This window comes from Ruegeria arenilitoris (assembly GCF_013035315.1).
Classification (GTDB): domain Bacteria; phylum Pseudomonadota; class Alphaproteobacteria; order Rhodobacterales; family Rhodobacteraceae; genus Ruegeria; species Ruegeria arenilitoris_D.
Genome location: NZ_WQHP01000001.1, coordinates 189,105 through 203,988, shown reverse-complemented (window position 1 = coordinate 203,988; position 14,884 = coordinate 189,105). Strand labels below are relative to the sequence as shown.

Annotated in this window: 12 protein-coding genes; 7 read left to right on the top strand and 5 right to left on the bottom strand. The window is 58.7% G+C overall.

All coding sequences use genetic code 11. The features are described 5' to 3' along the window. Positions 1–681, bottom strand: coding sequence for a Crp/Fnr family transcriptional regulator (locus GOV53_RS00990; protein WP_170463575.1), 681 nt, complete (start codon positions 679–681; stop codon positions 1–3). A 199-nt stretch (positions 682–880) separates the two neighbouring features. On the opposite strand from GOV53_RS00990, the gene GOV53_RS00985 reads away from it, so the two are divergent. The 3 genes from GOV53_RS00985 to cls all read left to right on the top strand — a co-directional run bounded on the left by GOV53_RS00985 (position 881) and on the right by cls (position 4,977). Further along, complete coding sequence (locus GOV53_RS00985; protein ID WP_170463573.1) at positions 881–2,491, top strand: arylsulfatase; 1,611 nt, start codon at positions 881–883, stop codon at positions 2,489–2,491. 73 nt (positions 2,492–2,564) lie between these two features. Then, on the top strand, positions 2,565–3,539 hold the full coding sequence (locus tag GOV53_RS00980) for an HAD family hydrolase (protein ID WP_170463571.1): 975 nt from the start codon (positions 2,565–2,567) through the stop codon (positions 3,537–3,539). A gap of 25 nt (positions 3,540–3,564) precedes the next feature. Beyond that, positions 3,565–4,977: a cardiolipin synthase gene (cls, locus tag GOV53_RS00975; protein ID WP_170463569.1), complete on the top strand. Its 1,413-nt coding sequence runs from the start codon at positions 3,565–3,567 to the stop codon at positions 4,975–4,977. On the opposite strand, the gene GOV53_RS00970 is transcribed toward cls, so the two are convergent. Continuing rightward, a complete protein-coding gene (locus tag GOV53_RS00970) occupies positions 4,974–5,408 on the bottom strand; it encodes an ion channel (RefSeq protein WP_170463567.1) in 435 nt (144 codons plus the stop codon). The genes cls and GOV53_RS00970 overlap by 4 nt on opposite strands. 170 nt (positions 5,409–5,578) lie before the next feature. On the opposite strand from GOV53_RS00970, the gene GOV53_RS00965 reads away from it, so the two are divergent. From GOV53_RS00965 to GOV53_RS00950, 4 genes are all read left to right on the top strand, one after another. Then, positions 5,579–6,226 carry an ABC transporter ATP-binding protein gene (locus GOV53_RS00965; protein ID WP_170463565.1) on the top strand — a complete coding sequence of 216 codons (648 nt, stop codon included), beginning with the start codon at positions 5,579–5,581 and terminating at the stop codon, positions 6,224–6,226. Then, positions 6,223–8,637 (top strand): FtsX-like permease family protein, encoded by a 2,415-nt coding sequence (locus GOV53_RS00960; protein ID WP_170463563.1) that lies wholly within the window; start codon positions 6,223–6,225, stop codon positions 8,635–8,637. Before GOV53_RS00965 ends, GOV53_RS00960 begins: the two co-directional genes overlap by 4 nt. After that, positions 8,627–9,667 (top strand): lipocalin-like domain-containing protein, encoded by a 1,041-nt coding sequence (locus GOV53_RS00955; protein WP_170463561.1) that lies wholly within the window; start codon positions 8,627–8,629, stop codon positions 9,665–9,667. The genes GOV53_RS00960 and GOV53_RS00955 overlap by 11 nt, the downstream gene beginning before the upstream one ends. A 67-nt stretch (positions 9,668–9,734) precedes the next feature. Next, on the top strand, positions 9,735–10,550 hold the full coding sequence (locus tag GOV53_RS00950) for a sugar phosphate isomerase/epimerase family protein (RefSeq protein ID WP_170463559.1): 816 nt from the start codon (positions 9,735–9,737) through the stop codon (positions 10,548–10,550). Positions 10,551–10,552: 2 nt separating this feature from the next. Here GOV53_RS00950 and GOV53_RS00945 read toward each other — a convergent pair whose 3' ends face one another. From GOV53_RS00945 to GOV53_RS00935, 3 genes are all read right to left on the bottom strand, one after another. Next, positions 10,553–10,984 (bottom strand): universal stress protein, encoded by a 432-nt coding sequence (locus tag GOV53_RS00945; protein WP_170463557.1) that lies wholly within the window; start codon positions 10,982–10,984, stop codon positions 10,553–10,555. Further along, positions 10,981–13,593, bottom strand: a complete 2,613-nt coding sequence (locus GOV53_RS00940) for a TRAP transporter permease (RefSeq protein ID WP_170463555.1) — start codon at positions 13,591–13,593, stop codon at positions 10,981–10,983. Before GOV53_RS00940 ends, GOV53_RS00945 begins: the two co-directional genes overlap by 4 nt. Positions 13,594–13,693: 100 nt before the next feature. Next, positions 13,694–14,662: a TAXI family TRAP transporter solute-binding subunit gene (locus tag GOV53_RS00935; protein WP_170463553.1), complete on the bottom strand. Its 969-nt coding sequence runs from the start codon at positions 14,660–14,662 to the stop codon at positions 13,694–13,696. Between the last annotated feature and the right edge of the window lie 222 nt (positions 14,663–14,884).

Below are 14,884 nucleotides of genomic sequence, written 5' to 3'. Positions count from 1 at the left end.
TCAGCACTGACACGAGGCAATCAACTGCCGTCGGTCCTTCAGGCGCACACGTCCATACCCAAGCTCGATCAATCCCAAATCCGCTAGACGGTGCAAATTGCGATGCAATGTCGGTTGGGACACGGCCACCATTGCGGCCAATTCGTCCTGGGATATCACGATCCACCCATCGGATTTCGCGGTCCCCTCGTCCAAGTGCAACAGGCGCAGAACAAGACGCTTTTCCGTTCCCGTTACGGCAAGATTGGCCATGATACGCAAAGCGGTTTGCATATTTTCATGCGACAATGCGTAAAAATCACGGATGTAATCGGGATTGTCGTCGACCAGCCTGTCCAACCGTGACGACGGGAAAAACAGCGTTCGTGTGGTTTGGGTGGCCACGACACTCACCAGCCTGCTTGCTTCGGCAAACAGGGCCAGATCACCGATCCAGAACCCACCGCCTTGCCTGTGCACAACGAATTCCTGACCATCATCAGCGGGGGCCGTGATCTGAACCGCGCCTTCAAGAACCGCATAAACGCCATTGGCCAAATCACCATACAGGTAGAGCGCTTCGTCGGCCTTGAAGGTTTTTCCTATCCCGCAGGCCAACAGGTCCGTCTGAAACCGCGCCCCACGTGCTCCAAACCAGCCAGAGCCCAACAATCGCTTTCGATCATGCGGATTATCAAACATTAGTATTCTTCAATCTCATCATATGATAGGTTTCGAGACATTGTCATAGCCTAAGGTAAGGCTATTCGATTCTCGACGTAATGCGAATTTTTCCTGCCGGGAATCAATACCTTGTTGGCCGATCTCAAAAGATAATGATCGCCTTCAATTACTTTTACTTCAACGGGTCATTAAGACCCGGTCAGTTCAGGAGCAAACTATGTCACCACCTCGTTCGATTACAGAAAGTTGGCGCAGCACGATACGCAAATTCGCTGTAGCTTCGGTCGCTGTTGCACTGGCCCTGCCCGCATGGGCACAGGATCAAAAGCCCAACATCCTGGTTATCTGGGGTGATGATATCGGTCAGTCGAACATCTCGGCCTACACAATGGGCCTGATGGGCTATCAGACGCCGAACATCGACCGCGTTGCGAAAGAGGGCATGATCTTCACCGACTATTATGGCGAGCAGTCCTGCACCGCCGGCCGGTCTTCGTACATCATGGGTCAGTCGGTATTCCGCACGGGTCTGTCGAAAGTTGGCTTACCCGGTGCCGATCTGGGGATGCAGGTCGAAGATCCGACCATCGCAGGCCTGCTGAAAGACCACGGCTACGTAACCGGTCAGTTCGGTAAGAATCACCTTGGCGACAAGGATGAGCACCTGCCGACAAACCACGGATTTGATGAGTTTTTCGGGAACTTGTATCACCTGAATGCGGAAGAAGAGCCGGAAAACGAAGACTATCCCGGCGACATGATTCTGGCTGATGGCCGCACCTTCCGCGAGGCCTATGGCCCGCGCGGTGTGATCAAGTCCAAGGCGGATGGCACGATCGAAGATACCGGTCCGCTGACCCGTAAGCGCATGGAAACGGTGGACGATGAAACCGTCGCGGCTGCGATCGACTTCATCAAGCGTGCCCATGAACAGGGTCAGCCCTTCTATGTCTGGTGGAACGGTACGCGCATGCACTTCCGCACCCACGTCAAAGATGAAATGCGCCAACAGGCCAACGAGATCTTTGGTGGCGTTGCGGACGAGTACACCGCCGGCATGATCGAGCACGACATGCATGTCGGACAACTGCTTGATCTGTTGGACGAACTGGGCATTGCCGATAATACCATCGTTCACTACTCGACCGATAACGGCCCGCACATGAACACATGGCCGGATGCCGCGGCAACGCCGTTCTGGGGTGAAAAGAACACCAACTGGGAAGGCGGCTGGCGCGTTCCGTCGATGGTTCGCTGGCCCGGTCAGATCGAAGCCGGATCGGTCACCAACGAGATCGTGCACCACATGGACTGGCTGCCGACCTATCTGGCGGTTGCTGGCGATCCCGACATCAAGGAAAAGCTGAAAGCTGGCTATAGCTCGTCCGGTATGGGCCGCGATTACAAGGTGCATCTGGATGGCTACAACATCCTGCCCCTGTTGACCGGCGAAACCACAGAAAGCCCGCGCTCTGAGATCTTCTATTTCTCGGATGACGGCGACCTGACAGCGCTGCGCTATGACGACTGGAAGCTGATCTTCCTTGAGCAGAAAGCCTGGGCGACGCTGCGCGCATGGATCGAACCCTGGACCGAGCTGCGCATCCCGCTGATCGTGAACCTGCGTCGCGACCCGTATGAGCGCGCCTATCGTACGTCCAACACCTACTATGACTGGCTGTTGGATCGCGCGTATTTCCTGGTTCCGGCCCAGCAATACGTGGGTAGCTTCCTCGCAACCTTCGAGGAATTCCCACCGCGCCAGAAAGCGGCAAGCTTCAACCTGGATCAGGTGATGCAGAAACTGGAAACACCGACAAACAACTAAGTCGCGTGCAAATCCAAACCGGGCCGCCACTTCTTTGGCGGCCCTTTTTTTCTTGAATGTGAATGAGCTTCCAATGCGACATCTACTTCTCACCGCTGTGCTTGCCTGCGCCCCGCTATCCCTGCTTGCCGACCCGCTGCCCAGTTGGAACGACACCGAAAGCAAAGACAGGATCATCGATTTTGTCGATGCCGTCACCGACCCTGAACGCCCTGAATATGTGACACCTGCTGAACGGATCGCAGTTTTCGACAATGATGGCACGCTCTGGGCCGAACAGCCTGTTTATTTCCAACTGTTTTTTGCCATGGACCGGCTGGCTGAATTGTCCGCAGACGATCCTTCGATCCTGACCTCTCCGACATTGCAGGTCGCAGCTGACGGGGACCTGAACACCGTGCTGCAAGGCGGACATGATGCCCTGATCGAAGTTGTAAATGCTTCGCACTCGGGCGTTTCGGTGGACGAGTTTCAGGACGCAGTCGCCGAATGGCTGGAGACCGCCCGCCACCCCGAAACCGATATGCCCTATGATCAGATGACCTATCAGCCGATGGTCGAACTGCTGCGTTATCTGCGCGACGAAGGCTTCAAGACATACATCGTATCGGGCGGTGGGTTGCATTTCATGCGCGTCTTCGCCGAAGAGGCCTATGGCATCCCGCCCGAACAGGTTCTGGGCACATACACCGGCACCGCCTATGACAGCGCTGACGGCTCTCCGGTCATCACCAAAACCCCTGACATCGCCTTTGTGGACGACAAAGAGGGCAAACCGATTAATATCGAACGCACCATCGGCAGGCGCCCGATCTTGGCGGGTGGCAACTCGGACGGTGATTTTGCGATGATGGAGTGGACCACGGCGGGCGACGGACCGCGGTTGGGCGTTCTGGTGCATCATACAGATGCCGAGCGTGAATGGGCCTATGACCGCGAAAGCCCGATTGGCAAGTTGGTCGATGGTCTGGACAAAGGTCCCGAAATGGGGTGGGTGATCGTAGATATGGCGCAAGACTGGTCACGCATCTACACTGGGGCGAACTGAACCGTTTTCGGAGCCCGATAACCCCATGTGGACATTGCTTGTTTCCGTATCCGTCTTTGCGCTTTATGCCACGGCAATTGTCTTCGCGGTGCGCGCGGCCCAAACCGCGCGAACCCCTCAGGGTGCGGTCGGCTGGGTGGTTTTTCTGATCGCTGCTCCGGTGTTCGGCGTGCCGCTATATCTGTTTCTGGGGCACCACCGGTTCCGCGGCTATCGGATCGCTCGGAAGGAAAGCCAGCGCGTGGTCGAAGGGATCAAAACCTTCGCTGACTACTCGAAACCGAACGCAGATAAGATGCTGATCAACCCGCGCCCCTTCGAGGCACTGGCACACATGCCCGTCTCGCGCGGGAACGGGGCCGAGTTGCTGGTCGATGGGCAGGCCACATTCGACGCGATTTTCGAGGCCATCGACGCGGCACAGGTTTACGTTCTCATTCAGTTCTACATCGTGCGGGACGATGCGCTGGGTCAGCAGCTTAAAGACAAACTGATCGCAGCAGCCAAACGTGGTGTCAGCGTCCGGTTCATGATGGACGCAGTAGGCAGCTATGCCCTAACCACCGCTTACATCGAGGAAATGCGCGAGGCCGGTATCGCGGTTGTGGACCCCAGCGAACAGCGCGGGCCGAAATTCCGGTTCCAGCTGAATTACCGAAACCACCGCAAGACGGTCATCATCGACGGTGAGACGGGCTTTATCGGCGGGCATAATGTGGGGGTCGAGTATTTGGGCCAAGACCCGCATTTCGGTCGCTGGCGCGACACGCATATCAAGATGACGGGCCATATCGTCCGGCAATTGCAGCTCATTTTCATCGAAGATTGGCACTGGGCACATGAAGAAGATCTGATCGACCAGTTGGACTGGGCCGGTACGGTATCCGATCAGGACATGAACGCTTTGCTGGTGGCGACCGGACCGGGGGACGAGACCGAAACCGGGGCGATGATGTTCTTTGCCGCCATCACCGAGGCGCAGCACAGAATCTGGATCGCATCGCCCTACTTCGTGCCCGATATCGACATTATGACGGCCCTGAAACATGCCGCCATGCGCGGCGTTGATGTGCGTATCCTTGTGCCCGATACCATCGACCACCGCCTGCCCTGGCTGGCTGCCTTTGCCTATTTCGACGAAATCCGCGCCTGCGGCGCGCGGGTCTTGCGCTATACCGATGGGTTCTTGCACCAGAAAGTATTCCTGGTTGATGACGCATTGGCGGCTGTCGGGACCACAAACCTGGACAATAGGTCTTTTCGTTTGAATTTCGAGGCTATGGCGCTGTTCTTCGATGCGCAGGCCGCGGCCGCCCTTGCCGCGATGCTGGAGGACGATTTTGCAAACAGCTATGAGTTATCACGCACGCTTGCGCAGCAACCTGTTCACATCCGCCTCGGCGCACCGCTAGCGCGCCTCTTCGCGCCGATCCTTTAGGACATGAACCGTTCCTGAAACACGCGGGTCATCAGGGCGACCATGTAGGCGGTAGACAAACCAAACGCCAGCAGACCCGTGACCGCCGCGAAGGTGCCGAATATCCGCAAATCCTCACCCAGTACGATGTCGCCGTAGCCGAGCGTTGTGAACGACACCAATGAGAAATACAGCGCGGTGTTCCAATCCGGCAGAACGTCGTACATGACCCACACGATCGCCCAGATCCAGACCTGAATGGTGTGGGTCAGAACGATGAAGGCCAGCGCGGTCGCGATCGGGCCCGCCGTCGCCAGGATGACGCCCTTGTTCTCCCATCGTTCGATCAGCTTGTTTATCATGACGGTGCACAGGGTCAGCAGGATGATCTCGACCAGAAAGCACAGCCCCAGAAACATGCTGCCCCAAAGGATTTGCTGCGACAAGGTCATGTTTTTTCGTCCTGATTTCTACTGACCACAAACAGTGCCACAATGACCCGCGCAGGCCTGTGACACAACCCGCCCCGATCCGGGCAGAGTGCGGCGAAAGGAACCGATCCATTGTCACCACTGGACAGTCGGCGAAACTGTTGCAAATCCTACTGAAAATGGGGACCAACATGCTTCTGACATTTGACAGGGTTCAGAAATCTTATCCCGGCGGACGCCCGGTATTACGCGACGTGTCGCTGACATTGGATCGCGGGCAAACGCTGGCCCTGACCGGGGAAAGCGGCAGCGGCAAAAGCACTCTGCTGAACTTGGCCGCGGCCCTCGACACTGTGGATGGCGGAGAAATCACTCTGGATGGCACAGCCCTGTCGCAATTGGATGATCCGGGGCGCGCCGCATTGCGCCGAAGCGCGCTATCTCTGGTGTTTCAGCAGTTCAACCTGATCCCGTCTTTGACCGTAGATCAGAACCTGTCCTTTCATGCCCGGCTTGCGGGATGCCACGACCCCGAATGGAGCGCGCATCTGGCCCAGCGGCTGGGTCTGTCCGACTTGCTGCAACGCTACCCCGAGAATCTCTCGGGTGGTCAGCAGCAACGCGTCGCCATCGGTCGCGCCATGGCCGCCCGACCGAAACTGCTGTTGGCGGATGAGCCAACAGGGAACCTGGATGAAACCGCCAGTGCAACGGTGCTGGACCTGATGCTGTCTTTGGTCGCGGACACTGGCGCCGCTTTGCTGTTGGTCACGCACTCTGCCGAGATTGCGGGGCGTCTTGATCGCCGCGTGCACCTGTCTGGTGGGCACATCGCATGACACTGGCCGTCATTCAGGCGCTGGCGTCGCATTGGCGGGCGCATCGGCTGCAACTGGCGACGCTGTTGATTGGCCTTGCTTTGGCGACCGGGCTTTGGTCGGCGGTGCAGGCCATCAACGCAGAGGCGCGCGCCAGCTACGAGCGCGCCGCCGATCAGTTGGCTCTGGGCCAATATGACGAGTTGCACAACGCAAGTGGCGCAATCCCCCTGTCGCAATACGTCGCGTTGCGGCGGGCGGGCTGGCAGGTCGCGGCGGTGTTGGAAGGTCCCTTGCGGGTCAATGGGCGTACCCTACGACTTTTGGGTGTCGACTTTGTCGCCTATCCCGCGCTGCCCGCGGTCGCCGAGGTTGAACAAAGCGAGACGCCCCCGGACCCTGCCGATCTGCTGACCGCGCCGGGCCGATTGCTGACCACTCCGGAAGTGCAGCCCCTGCTGTCCACCCAACCGGGCTTACCGCCAGTCCTGATTAGCAATTCCTTACCGCCCGACCTGATCCTCACCGATATTGGCGTAGCAGAGGTTCTGCTGGACCGGCCCGGAGAGATCTCGCGCCTGATCATTTTACCTGGACAACCGGGCTCTGTTCCTCCGCTGTCCGAGATCGCACCGGGCTTACAGCGCGTCGCCGCAGCATCACAGCTGGATACAGCCCAGTTGACAGACAGTTTCCACCTCAACCTATCCGCCTTTGGCTTACTCTCATTCGCGGTCGGCCTCTTCATCGTGCATGGCACAGTCGGGCTGGCCTTTGCCCAACGACGGGGGATGATCCGTACCTTGCGCGCGCTGGGGGTCTCGATGCGGCGACTGGTCTGGCTGATCATGGCCGAACTTTCGATCCTTGCTATCATCGGCGGGGTATTGGGTCTGGTGCTGGGCTTCTTTCTGGCAGGCGCGCTGCTGCCGGATGTCGCGGCAACGCTGCGCGGGCTCTACGGCGCGCCGGTGAGCGGTAAGATTACCCTGCAACCGCAATGGGCATTGGCCGGGCTAGCCATGGCCTTGGGCGGCACCTTTCTGGCCAGTGGGCATGCCTTGTATCGCCTGTCCCGGATGCCAATCCTCAGCGGAGCGGGGCTGCAGGCCTGGCGCAGCGCGGCCTCGGGCAACTGGCTTGTCGCACTTGCAGGCTTAGCTGCTATTGCGGGCGGAGTACTGGCCCTGCTGCTGATAGGAGGATTGGTTGCAGGTTTCATCATGGTCGGTGGGCTGCTGGTCGGGGCCGCGCTGGTGCTGCCCTATCTGTTGTCGCGTGTACTGATCCTGATGCAACGCGTCGCAAAGGGGCCCGTTGCGCAATGGGTCTGGTCAGACATGCGCGCGCAATTGCCCGGACTGTCGCTGGCCTTGATGGCCTTGCTGCTGGCTCTGGCCGCGAATATCGGTGTAGGCACAATGGTTTCCAGCTTTCGGTTGACCTTTACAGGTTGGCTGGACCAACGCCTGACGTCCGAAGTCTATGTGACCGCAAACGATGACCAGCAAGGGCTGCGGATCGCAGAATGGTTGGCCCCGCAGGTAAACGCCGTCCTGCAGATCCGCAGTGTCGAGCTGGCACATCCGTCCGGTCCGCTGTTCCTTTATGGCATCATCGACGACGAGACCTATCGCGAGAAATGGCCCCTGATCGCCTCGGTGGATGGCGTTTGGGATCAGGTCCTTGACGGGTCTGCCGTGTTGATCAACGAACAGCTCGCGCGTCGCGAGAACCTTTGGCCCGGCGATAGCCTGGCGCTGACCCAATCCGTCACATTGCCCATCGCCGGGGTCTATTCCGACTATGGCAACCCGACAGGCCAGGCCATTGTGTCGATGCCGCAACTGGATGCGATCGCTCCGGGCGCTGAAACGCGGCGGTTTGGAATCCGCATGGACCCGGATCGCGCGACTGAAATGACGCAGAGGCTGCGTGAGCGGTTCGACCTGCCGCCGCGCGCCGTCATCCAACAGGCGGCGTTAAAGGCACAGTCGATGGCCGTGTTTGAAAGGACATTCGTGGTCACCTCGGCCCTGAATATCCTGACACTGGGTGTTGCAGGGTTTGCCATCCTGACCAGTCTGCTGACCCTGTGGACCCAACGCTTGCCGCAAATTGCACCTGTCTGGGCGCTGGGGCTTACGCGTGCCGAACTAGCCCGGCTTGAGCTGTTGCGCAGTGTTTTGCTGGCCGCCTTGACCGCGGTTTTTGCTCTACCGCTGGGTCTGGCGCTGGCCTGGACCCTGCTGGCCGTCATCAACGTCGAGGCCTTTGGCTGGCGCCTGCCCATGTTCCTGTTCCCGGCAGATTGGATCTATCTTTTTGGTCTGACCCTCCTGGCCGCCGCCGTCGCAGCCGCCCTGCCCGCCGCCCGCCTGCTGCGCCTGCCGCCTGCGGATTTATTGAGGGTTTTCGCCAATGAACGTTAAGGTCTGGTTTCTCATACTCGTGCTCGCCCTACCCGGATTTGCTCGCTCTCAGGGTTACGCTGGTCTTGGCGGCTCTGCCGACGGGTTCGCGGTGCCGCAGGCCGGCTATCAGTTTCAGTTCCCGCAGGATAACGGCCCCCATCCAGCCTATCGGATCGAATGGTGGTACCTGACCGCAAACCTCAAGGGCGAGGACGGGCGCGATTATGGCATTCAGTGGACGTTATTTCGGTCGGCGTTGAAGCCAGAGGAGACAGGCGGTTGGCAAAGCCCCCAGATCTGGATGGGGCACGCGGCTGTAACCACGCCGGACAAGCACTATTTTGCAGAACGTCTCTCGCGTGGTGGGATCGGTCAGGCCGGGGTAACGGCTGCGCCTTTTGAAGCATGGATTGATGAATGGCATATGCGCGGCCCGGACCCGAACAACGTCATCCTGTCGGCGAATGGCGTTGATTTCAGCTATGACCTCCAGCTCGACGCCCAGGGGCCGCTCGTGTTTCACGGTCAGGATGGGTACTCGGTCAAATCCGCAGATGGTCAGGCCAGCTATTACTATTCCCAGCCGTTCTATCAGGTCGAAGGCGTCCTGCGTCTTCCGGATGGCGAAGTCGAGGTCACCGGGCAAGGCTGGTTGGATCGCGAATGGTCCTCGCAACCTTTGGCCGCGGATCAAAGCGGGTGGGATTGGTTTTCGCTCAGTTTTGATGAGGGTGACAAGATGATGGCCTTTCGACTGCGCGGAGACCGCGGAGACTTCACAGCAGCCACGTGGATCGCTGCCGATGGCACAACAACTGCCATCCCTGACGGCTCGGTCGCATTCGAACCGCTTGCCACTGCCCCGGTCGCTGGCCGCGACGTCCCCATAACGTGGCGCGTCACCTTGCCCGACCGCAATCTGGACGTCGAAGTCTCGGCGCTGGTGCCCGACGCGTGGATGGCTACTCGGTTCGAATACTGGGAAGGCCCGGTTCAGATCAGCGGCAGCCATTCAGGTCGCGGATACCTTGAAATGACAGGTTACTGATCCCCTGTCGCCCTTCTGTCACACGCCGACTCTATCAAGGCGGCGACCAAGAAAGGGCAAAGATTTCATGACCAAACTGAAAGTAGGCGCGGCGCTGATGGTTGCCGATCTGGCAGCGCATCGGGACTGGTTGCTCGACGGGCAGCGCGATTTGGAGATTCAGGATTTTCTGCTTCCCGACAACCCCGGAGACGCGCCTGATCCGTTGATACAAGAGGCGAAAACCGCCCTCACGGGATATACCGGGCGACTCGGCATCCACGGGCCGTTTTATGACCTGCCCTTAGATTGCCGTGACCCGGAAATCCGCGCTATAATCCAGAAACGAATGAACCAGGGGCTGGACGTCGCAGCGCGCTTGGGGGCGACGCAGATGGTGGTGCATTCCCCTTACACCACCTGGGACCACAACAACCTGAACATGACCCTCAACGCTCGGCAAAACCAAATGTCACGGGTGCATGAAACTCTGAACCCGATTGTCGAGCGCGCCCAGACGCACGGTGTCGAACTGGTGATCGAGAACATCGAAGACAATGACCCGACCTATCGCGTCGATTTGGCCGAAAGCTTCGGTTCGAAATATGTGCGCGTTTCTCTGGACACCGGACATGCGCACTATGCACATGGCTCAAACGGCGCGCCGCCGGTCGACTACTATGTCCGGGCCGCTGGCGAAAAGCTTGCCCATGTACATCTGCAGGACGCGGACGGCTATGCCGACCGCCATTGGCGCCCCGGTCAGGGCAGCGTCAATTGGCAGGCGGTTTTTGAGGCGCTGGTCGACTGCGCGCCCCAAGCACGGCTAGTGCTGGAATTGCGTGACAGCAAAGACGTTTTGCCGGGCTTTGAGCACCTGTGCGCCCTTGGCCTGGCCGAGTAATCTCAGCGCACCACGTAGACAGAGACGTTCGAATGCCGCACAACCCGTGCCGCATTCGGACCCAGCAGGTAATCCTTGAAATCCGGTTTATGCGCCCCGATCACGATCAGATCGCTGCCCGCGCTTTCTGCGGTTTTCAGGATTTCCTGATAAGCAGTGCCAGTTGCGACCACATGGCGGATTTTTTCGTTCCGCTCGGACCCGACGGCTGCGACACACATCTCAGCCAGCTTTGAATGCGCCTCTTCCATCGCCTTGTCGTGGAAATCGCTTTCAAAGAAACCAGACACCCAGCTTTCTCCGAAATCCGGCAGGACGGTGACCACATCCAGCTGTGCGTTCTCTTGATCCGCTAGCGCAGCCGCCTTTTTCAGAATTGGTGAATCAAGATCACCATTGCTGATATCGACAGCACAAAGAACAGCGTTTGTCATGCGGGCACCTCTTCTTTTCTGGCGGCACGGCTGCGTTGCAGGAAGGCGATCAGACCCAGCAACAGCATTGCCGGAATGTAGATCAGCTGCTTCGGCGGCTGGCTGGACGGCAGGCTGACCGAGGTCAGGCGCACGGCCTCATCCCCATAGTAGTCAAAGATGTCCAGATCGTTGGCAACCGGGGATCCAAACATCGGTTCTTCAAGTTTGACCAACCCGTCTTCCTCAATCAGCAGCAGGCCCATAGCATCAACGCGCGCTTGGCCACCTTCTTCACTGCCGACAGGCACGACGACTGTGGTGTCCGTCATCTCAAGCGTATCGAAGTCCGGCCCGCTGATCACCATCCGCACTTCGGTGCCCGGTGGTGTTTGCCCTATCGTCTCGACAAAGACAGACGGCTCGACCGAGGTGAAGGGCGGTGAGATACGATCCATGAAGAAATCCGGCCTGAACAGGGCAAAGGCCACAAAGATCAGCGCGACGCTTTCGTAGATACGGCTGTGCGTCAGGAAGTAACCCATTGTACCTGCGGTAAAGACCAGGATGGCAATGGTGGCAAATATCGCCACTGTTATCCCCTCGATCCAGGTTACATCGATCAGCAGCAGGTCGGTGTTGAAGATGAACACGAACGGCAAGGCAACGGTGCGCAGAGAGTAGAAGAACGCTGTAAAGCCCGTCTTGATCGCGTCTCCGCCGGACACGGCGGCCGCTGCAAAGCTGGCCAGCCCAACCGGCGGCGTCACGTCCGCCATGATCCCGAAATAGAACACGAACAGGTGCACGGCGATCAGCGGCACGATCAATCCGCTCTGCGCGCCCAGTTCGACAACCACACCCGCCATCAGCGAACTGACGACGATGTAATTCGCGGTGGTCGGTAGGCCCATGCCAAGGATCAGGCTGAGCAGGCCAACCATCACCAGCATCAGGATCAGATTGCCGCCCGACAAGAACTCGACCAGATCGGCCATTACCTGCCCCACACCGGTCAGGGTCACGGTGCCCACGATCACGCCCGCCGTGGCCGTGGCCAGAGCGATCCCGATCATGTTGCGCGCGCCGTCAATCAGGCCCTGCCACAGGTCGGCGACACCATCGATGAATGTGTTGTAGACGTTGCTTTGCCCGCGGAAGATCGCCTTGAGCGGTTTCTGCGTCAGCAGGATCACGAACAACAGTGCCGTCGCCCAGAAGGCGGACAGACCCGGCGATTTCTGCTCGATCATCAGGAAGTAGACCAGAACAATGATCGGCAGCAGATAGTGCAGACCGGCTTTGTAGATGTCCGCGATTACGGGCAGTTGCACCTCTTTCGCGTTTGGATCGTCCGGCTCAAGGTCTGGCACCGTGGCGGCCAGCTTCAGTAGCACCACGTAGACCGCACAGACAATCAGGCTAAGCACCAGACCGGCCATGGACGGCACCCAATTGGTCACCGCTTCGACCGGGAATTGCGAGCCATAGCAGAGGCCGGCGAAAACCAGGAAGAAAGACAGCATCCCAACAACGGTACGCGCCAGATGCACGTCGCGGTCGCCCAGCGTGGGCATGTTCCGCTTCACCGCTTCAAGGTGCACGATATAGACCAGCGCGATGTACGAGATCGCTGCCGGCAGGAAGGCGTGGGTGATCACCTCGACATAGGAAATGCCGACATATTCCACCATCAGGAAGGCCGCAGCACCCATAACGGGGGGCATGATCTGGCCGTTCACCGAACTGGCAACCTCGACCGAGCCCGCCTGTTCACTGCTGAACCCAACGCGCTTCATCAGCGGGATGGTGAATGTGCCGGTGGTGACAACGTTGGCGATGGACGAGCCCGAGATCAGGCCGGTCGCCGCCGAGCCCACAACGGCCGCTTTGGCCGGACCACCGCGCAGGTGGCCCAGTGCGCCAAATGCCATTTTGATAAAGTAGTTCCCTGCTCCGGCCTTATCGAGCAACGCTCCGAACAGCACGAACAGGAACACGAATTTGGTCGAAACCCCAAGCGCGATGCCAAATACACCCTCGGACGTGATCCACATATGGCTCATCGCTTTTTTCAGGCTCGCGCCTTTCCAGCGGATAACCTCGGGCACCCAATCGGATGAGCCGAAGAAAACATAAGCCAGGAAGATCGTTGCAATGATCGCCATTGCCGGGCCAAGCGCGCGCCGCGCGGCCTCGAACAGCAATAGCAGGCCAAGCAATGCGACCCATTTGTCTGTGTCATCCGCAAGACCACCGGCATCGACGATCTTTTGGTAGAAGAAATAGCCGTACAGCGCGACAAACGCGCCCAGCAGGCCCATGATCCAATCCTGAATCGGGATGTGATCGCGCGGGCTGGACTTCAGCGCTGGATAAGCCGCAAAGGCCAGAAACATCGCAAAGGCCAAATGGAACTGCCGCGCGTTGTTCACGATGCTGCCGGGCAGCACGTAATTCGCAAGAGGTGAGGCCAACACGACCTGAAAAATCGACCAGATTGCGGCGACGACGGCCAGAAATACTCCGACATTACCGACCGGATTGCGTCCACCCGCATCGGACGAGGCTACAAGGTCCTGTAGTTCTTCTTCGGATAGCGGACGATTGGATTGTGTGTCGGAACTCATGAAATGTCTCCCCGTCGCGGCCTTTTCGGCCTTCTCATCCACCCGATTTATTCGGGCTTGGGTTGCAGGGCGCCCGTAGGCACCCTGCGTCAGGTCTGGCTTACTGAATCCAGCCTTTTTCTTTGTAGTACTTCTCGGCGCCCGGATGCAGCGGAGCCGACAGGCCGTCTGCGATCATTTCTTCGGGCTTGAGGTTGGCAAATGCCGGGTGCAGCTTTTTGAAGTCATCGAAGTTCTCGAAGACCGAGCTGACAACTGCATAAACCGCATCTTCCGACACGTCTGCCGAAGTCACGAAGGTCGCGCCAACACCAAAGGTCGAGGTGTCGCCATCCGAACCGCGATACATACCACCGGGGATGGTTGCGGTGCGGTAGAACGAGTTGTCGTTGACCAGCTTGTCTACGGCTTCACCGCTGACGTTCACCAGAACCGAGTCACACGCCGTGGTGGCTTCCTGGATCGAACCCGACGGGTGACCAACGGTGTAGACCATTGCGTCGATCTGGTTGTCGCACAGAGCCGCCGACTGTTCAGCCGCCTTCAGCTCGGTCGCCAGTTCGAAATCGTCGGTGGACCAACCCATTTCGCCCAGCAGAACCTCCATGGTGCCGCGCTGACCGGAACCGGGGTTACCGATATTGACGCGCTTGCCCTTCAGGTCTTCGAAGTTGGAAATGCCGGAATCGGCACGTGCCACAACAGTGAACGGCTCGGGGTGTACCGAGAATACGGCGCGCAGGTTTTCGAAGGGGCCAGCCTCTTCGAATTTCGAGCTGCCGTTATAGGCGTGGTACTGCCAGTCGGACTGCGCAACACCGAACTCCAGCTCGCCTTCGCGAATGGTGTTGATGTTGTAGACCGAACCACCGGTCGACTCGACCGAGCAACGCACGCCGTGCTCTTTGCGGCCTTTGTTCACCAGACGGCAGATCGCGCCACCAGTCGGATAGTAAACGCCGGTCACGCCGCCGGTACCGATGGTGATGAATTCTTCTGCATAAGCGGCCGGAGCCATAAGTGCGGCAGTTACGACCGCGCCCAGGCTAAGCTTGCTGCTGTTTTTCATTTTTGAGAACTCCCAATTCTTATTGTGGATGAGAAACCGATCAGCGGCCCCCGTCCAGGGACCTTGCCGGTACGGCAAGCGCGCCCGTCTTGCAACGGGTCAAGCATCTGAAAATCAAAAGTCTCCCAACATATTTGACGTTTCATTCAGACACTCCGCTTGTCAACCCCCGCACCGGGCCAGATAGCGCGGATCGGCAGATGTGAAGACGTTTCCGAAACT

Bases quoted from the DNA above. Each gene is read 5' to 3' on its own strand.
- GOV53_RS00955 (WP_170463561.1), top strand. From the start codon at position 8,627: ATGAACGTTAAGGTCTGGTTTCTCATACTCGTGCTCGCCCTACCCGGA.
- GOV53_RS00935 (WP_170463553.1), bottom strand. From the start codon at position 14,662: ATGAAAAACAGCAGCAAGCTTAGCCTGGGCGCGGTCGTAACTGCCGCA.
- GOV53_RS00965 (WP_170463565.1), top strand. From the start codon at position 5,579: ATGCTTCTGACATTTGACAGGGTTCAGAAATCTTATCCCGGCGGACGC.
- GOV53_RS00945 (WP_170463557.1), bottom strand. From the start codon at position 10,984: ATGACAAACGCTGTTCTTTGTGCTGTCGATATCAGCAATGGTGATCTT.
- GOV53_RS00990 (WP_170463575.1), bottom strand. From the start codon at position 681: ATGTTTGATAATCCGCATGATCGAAAGCGATTGTTGGGCTCTGGCTGG.
- GOV53_RS00970 (WP_170463567.1), bottom strand. From the start codon at position 5,408: ATGACCTTGTCGCAGCAAATCCTTTGGGGCAGCATGTTTCTGGGGCTG.
- cls (WP_170463569.1), top strand. From the start codon at position 3,565: ATGTGGACATTGCTTGTTTCCGTATCCGTCTTTGCGCTTTATGCCACG.
- GOV53_RS00980 (WP_170463571.1), top strand. From the start codon at position 2,565: ATGCGACATCTACTTCTCACCGCTGTGCTTGCCTGCGCCCCGCTATCC.
- GOV53_RS00940 (WP_170463555.1), bottom strand. From the start codon at position 13,593: ATGAGTTCCGACACACAATCCAATCGTCCGCTATCCGAAGAAGAACTA.
- GOV53_RS00950 (WP_170463559.1), top strand. From the start codon at position 9,735: ATGACCAAACTGAAAGTAGGCGCGGCGCTGATGGTTGCCGATCTGGCA.
- GOV53_RS00960 (WP_170463563.1), top strand. From the start codon at position 6,223: ATGACACTGGCCGTCATTCAGGCGCTGGCGTCGCATTGGCGGGCGCAT.
- GOV53_RS00985 (WP_170463573.1), top strand. From the start codon at position 881: ATGTCACCACCTCGTTCGATTACAGAAAGTTGGCGCAGCACGATACGC.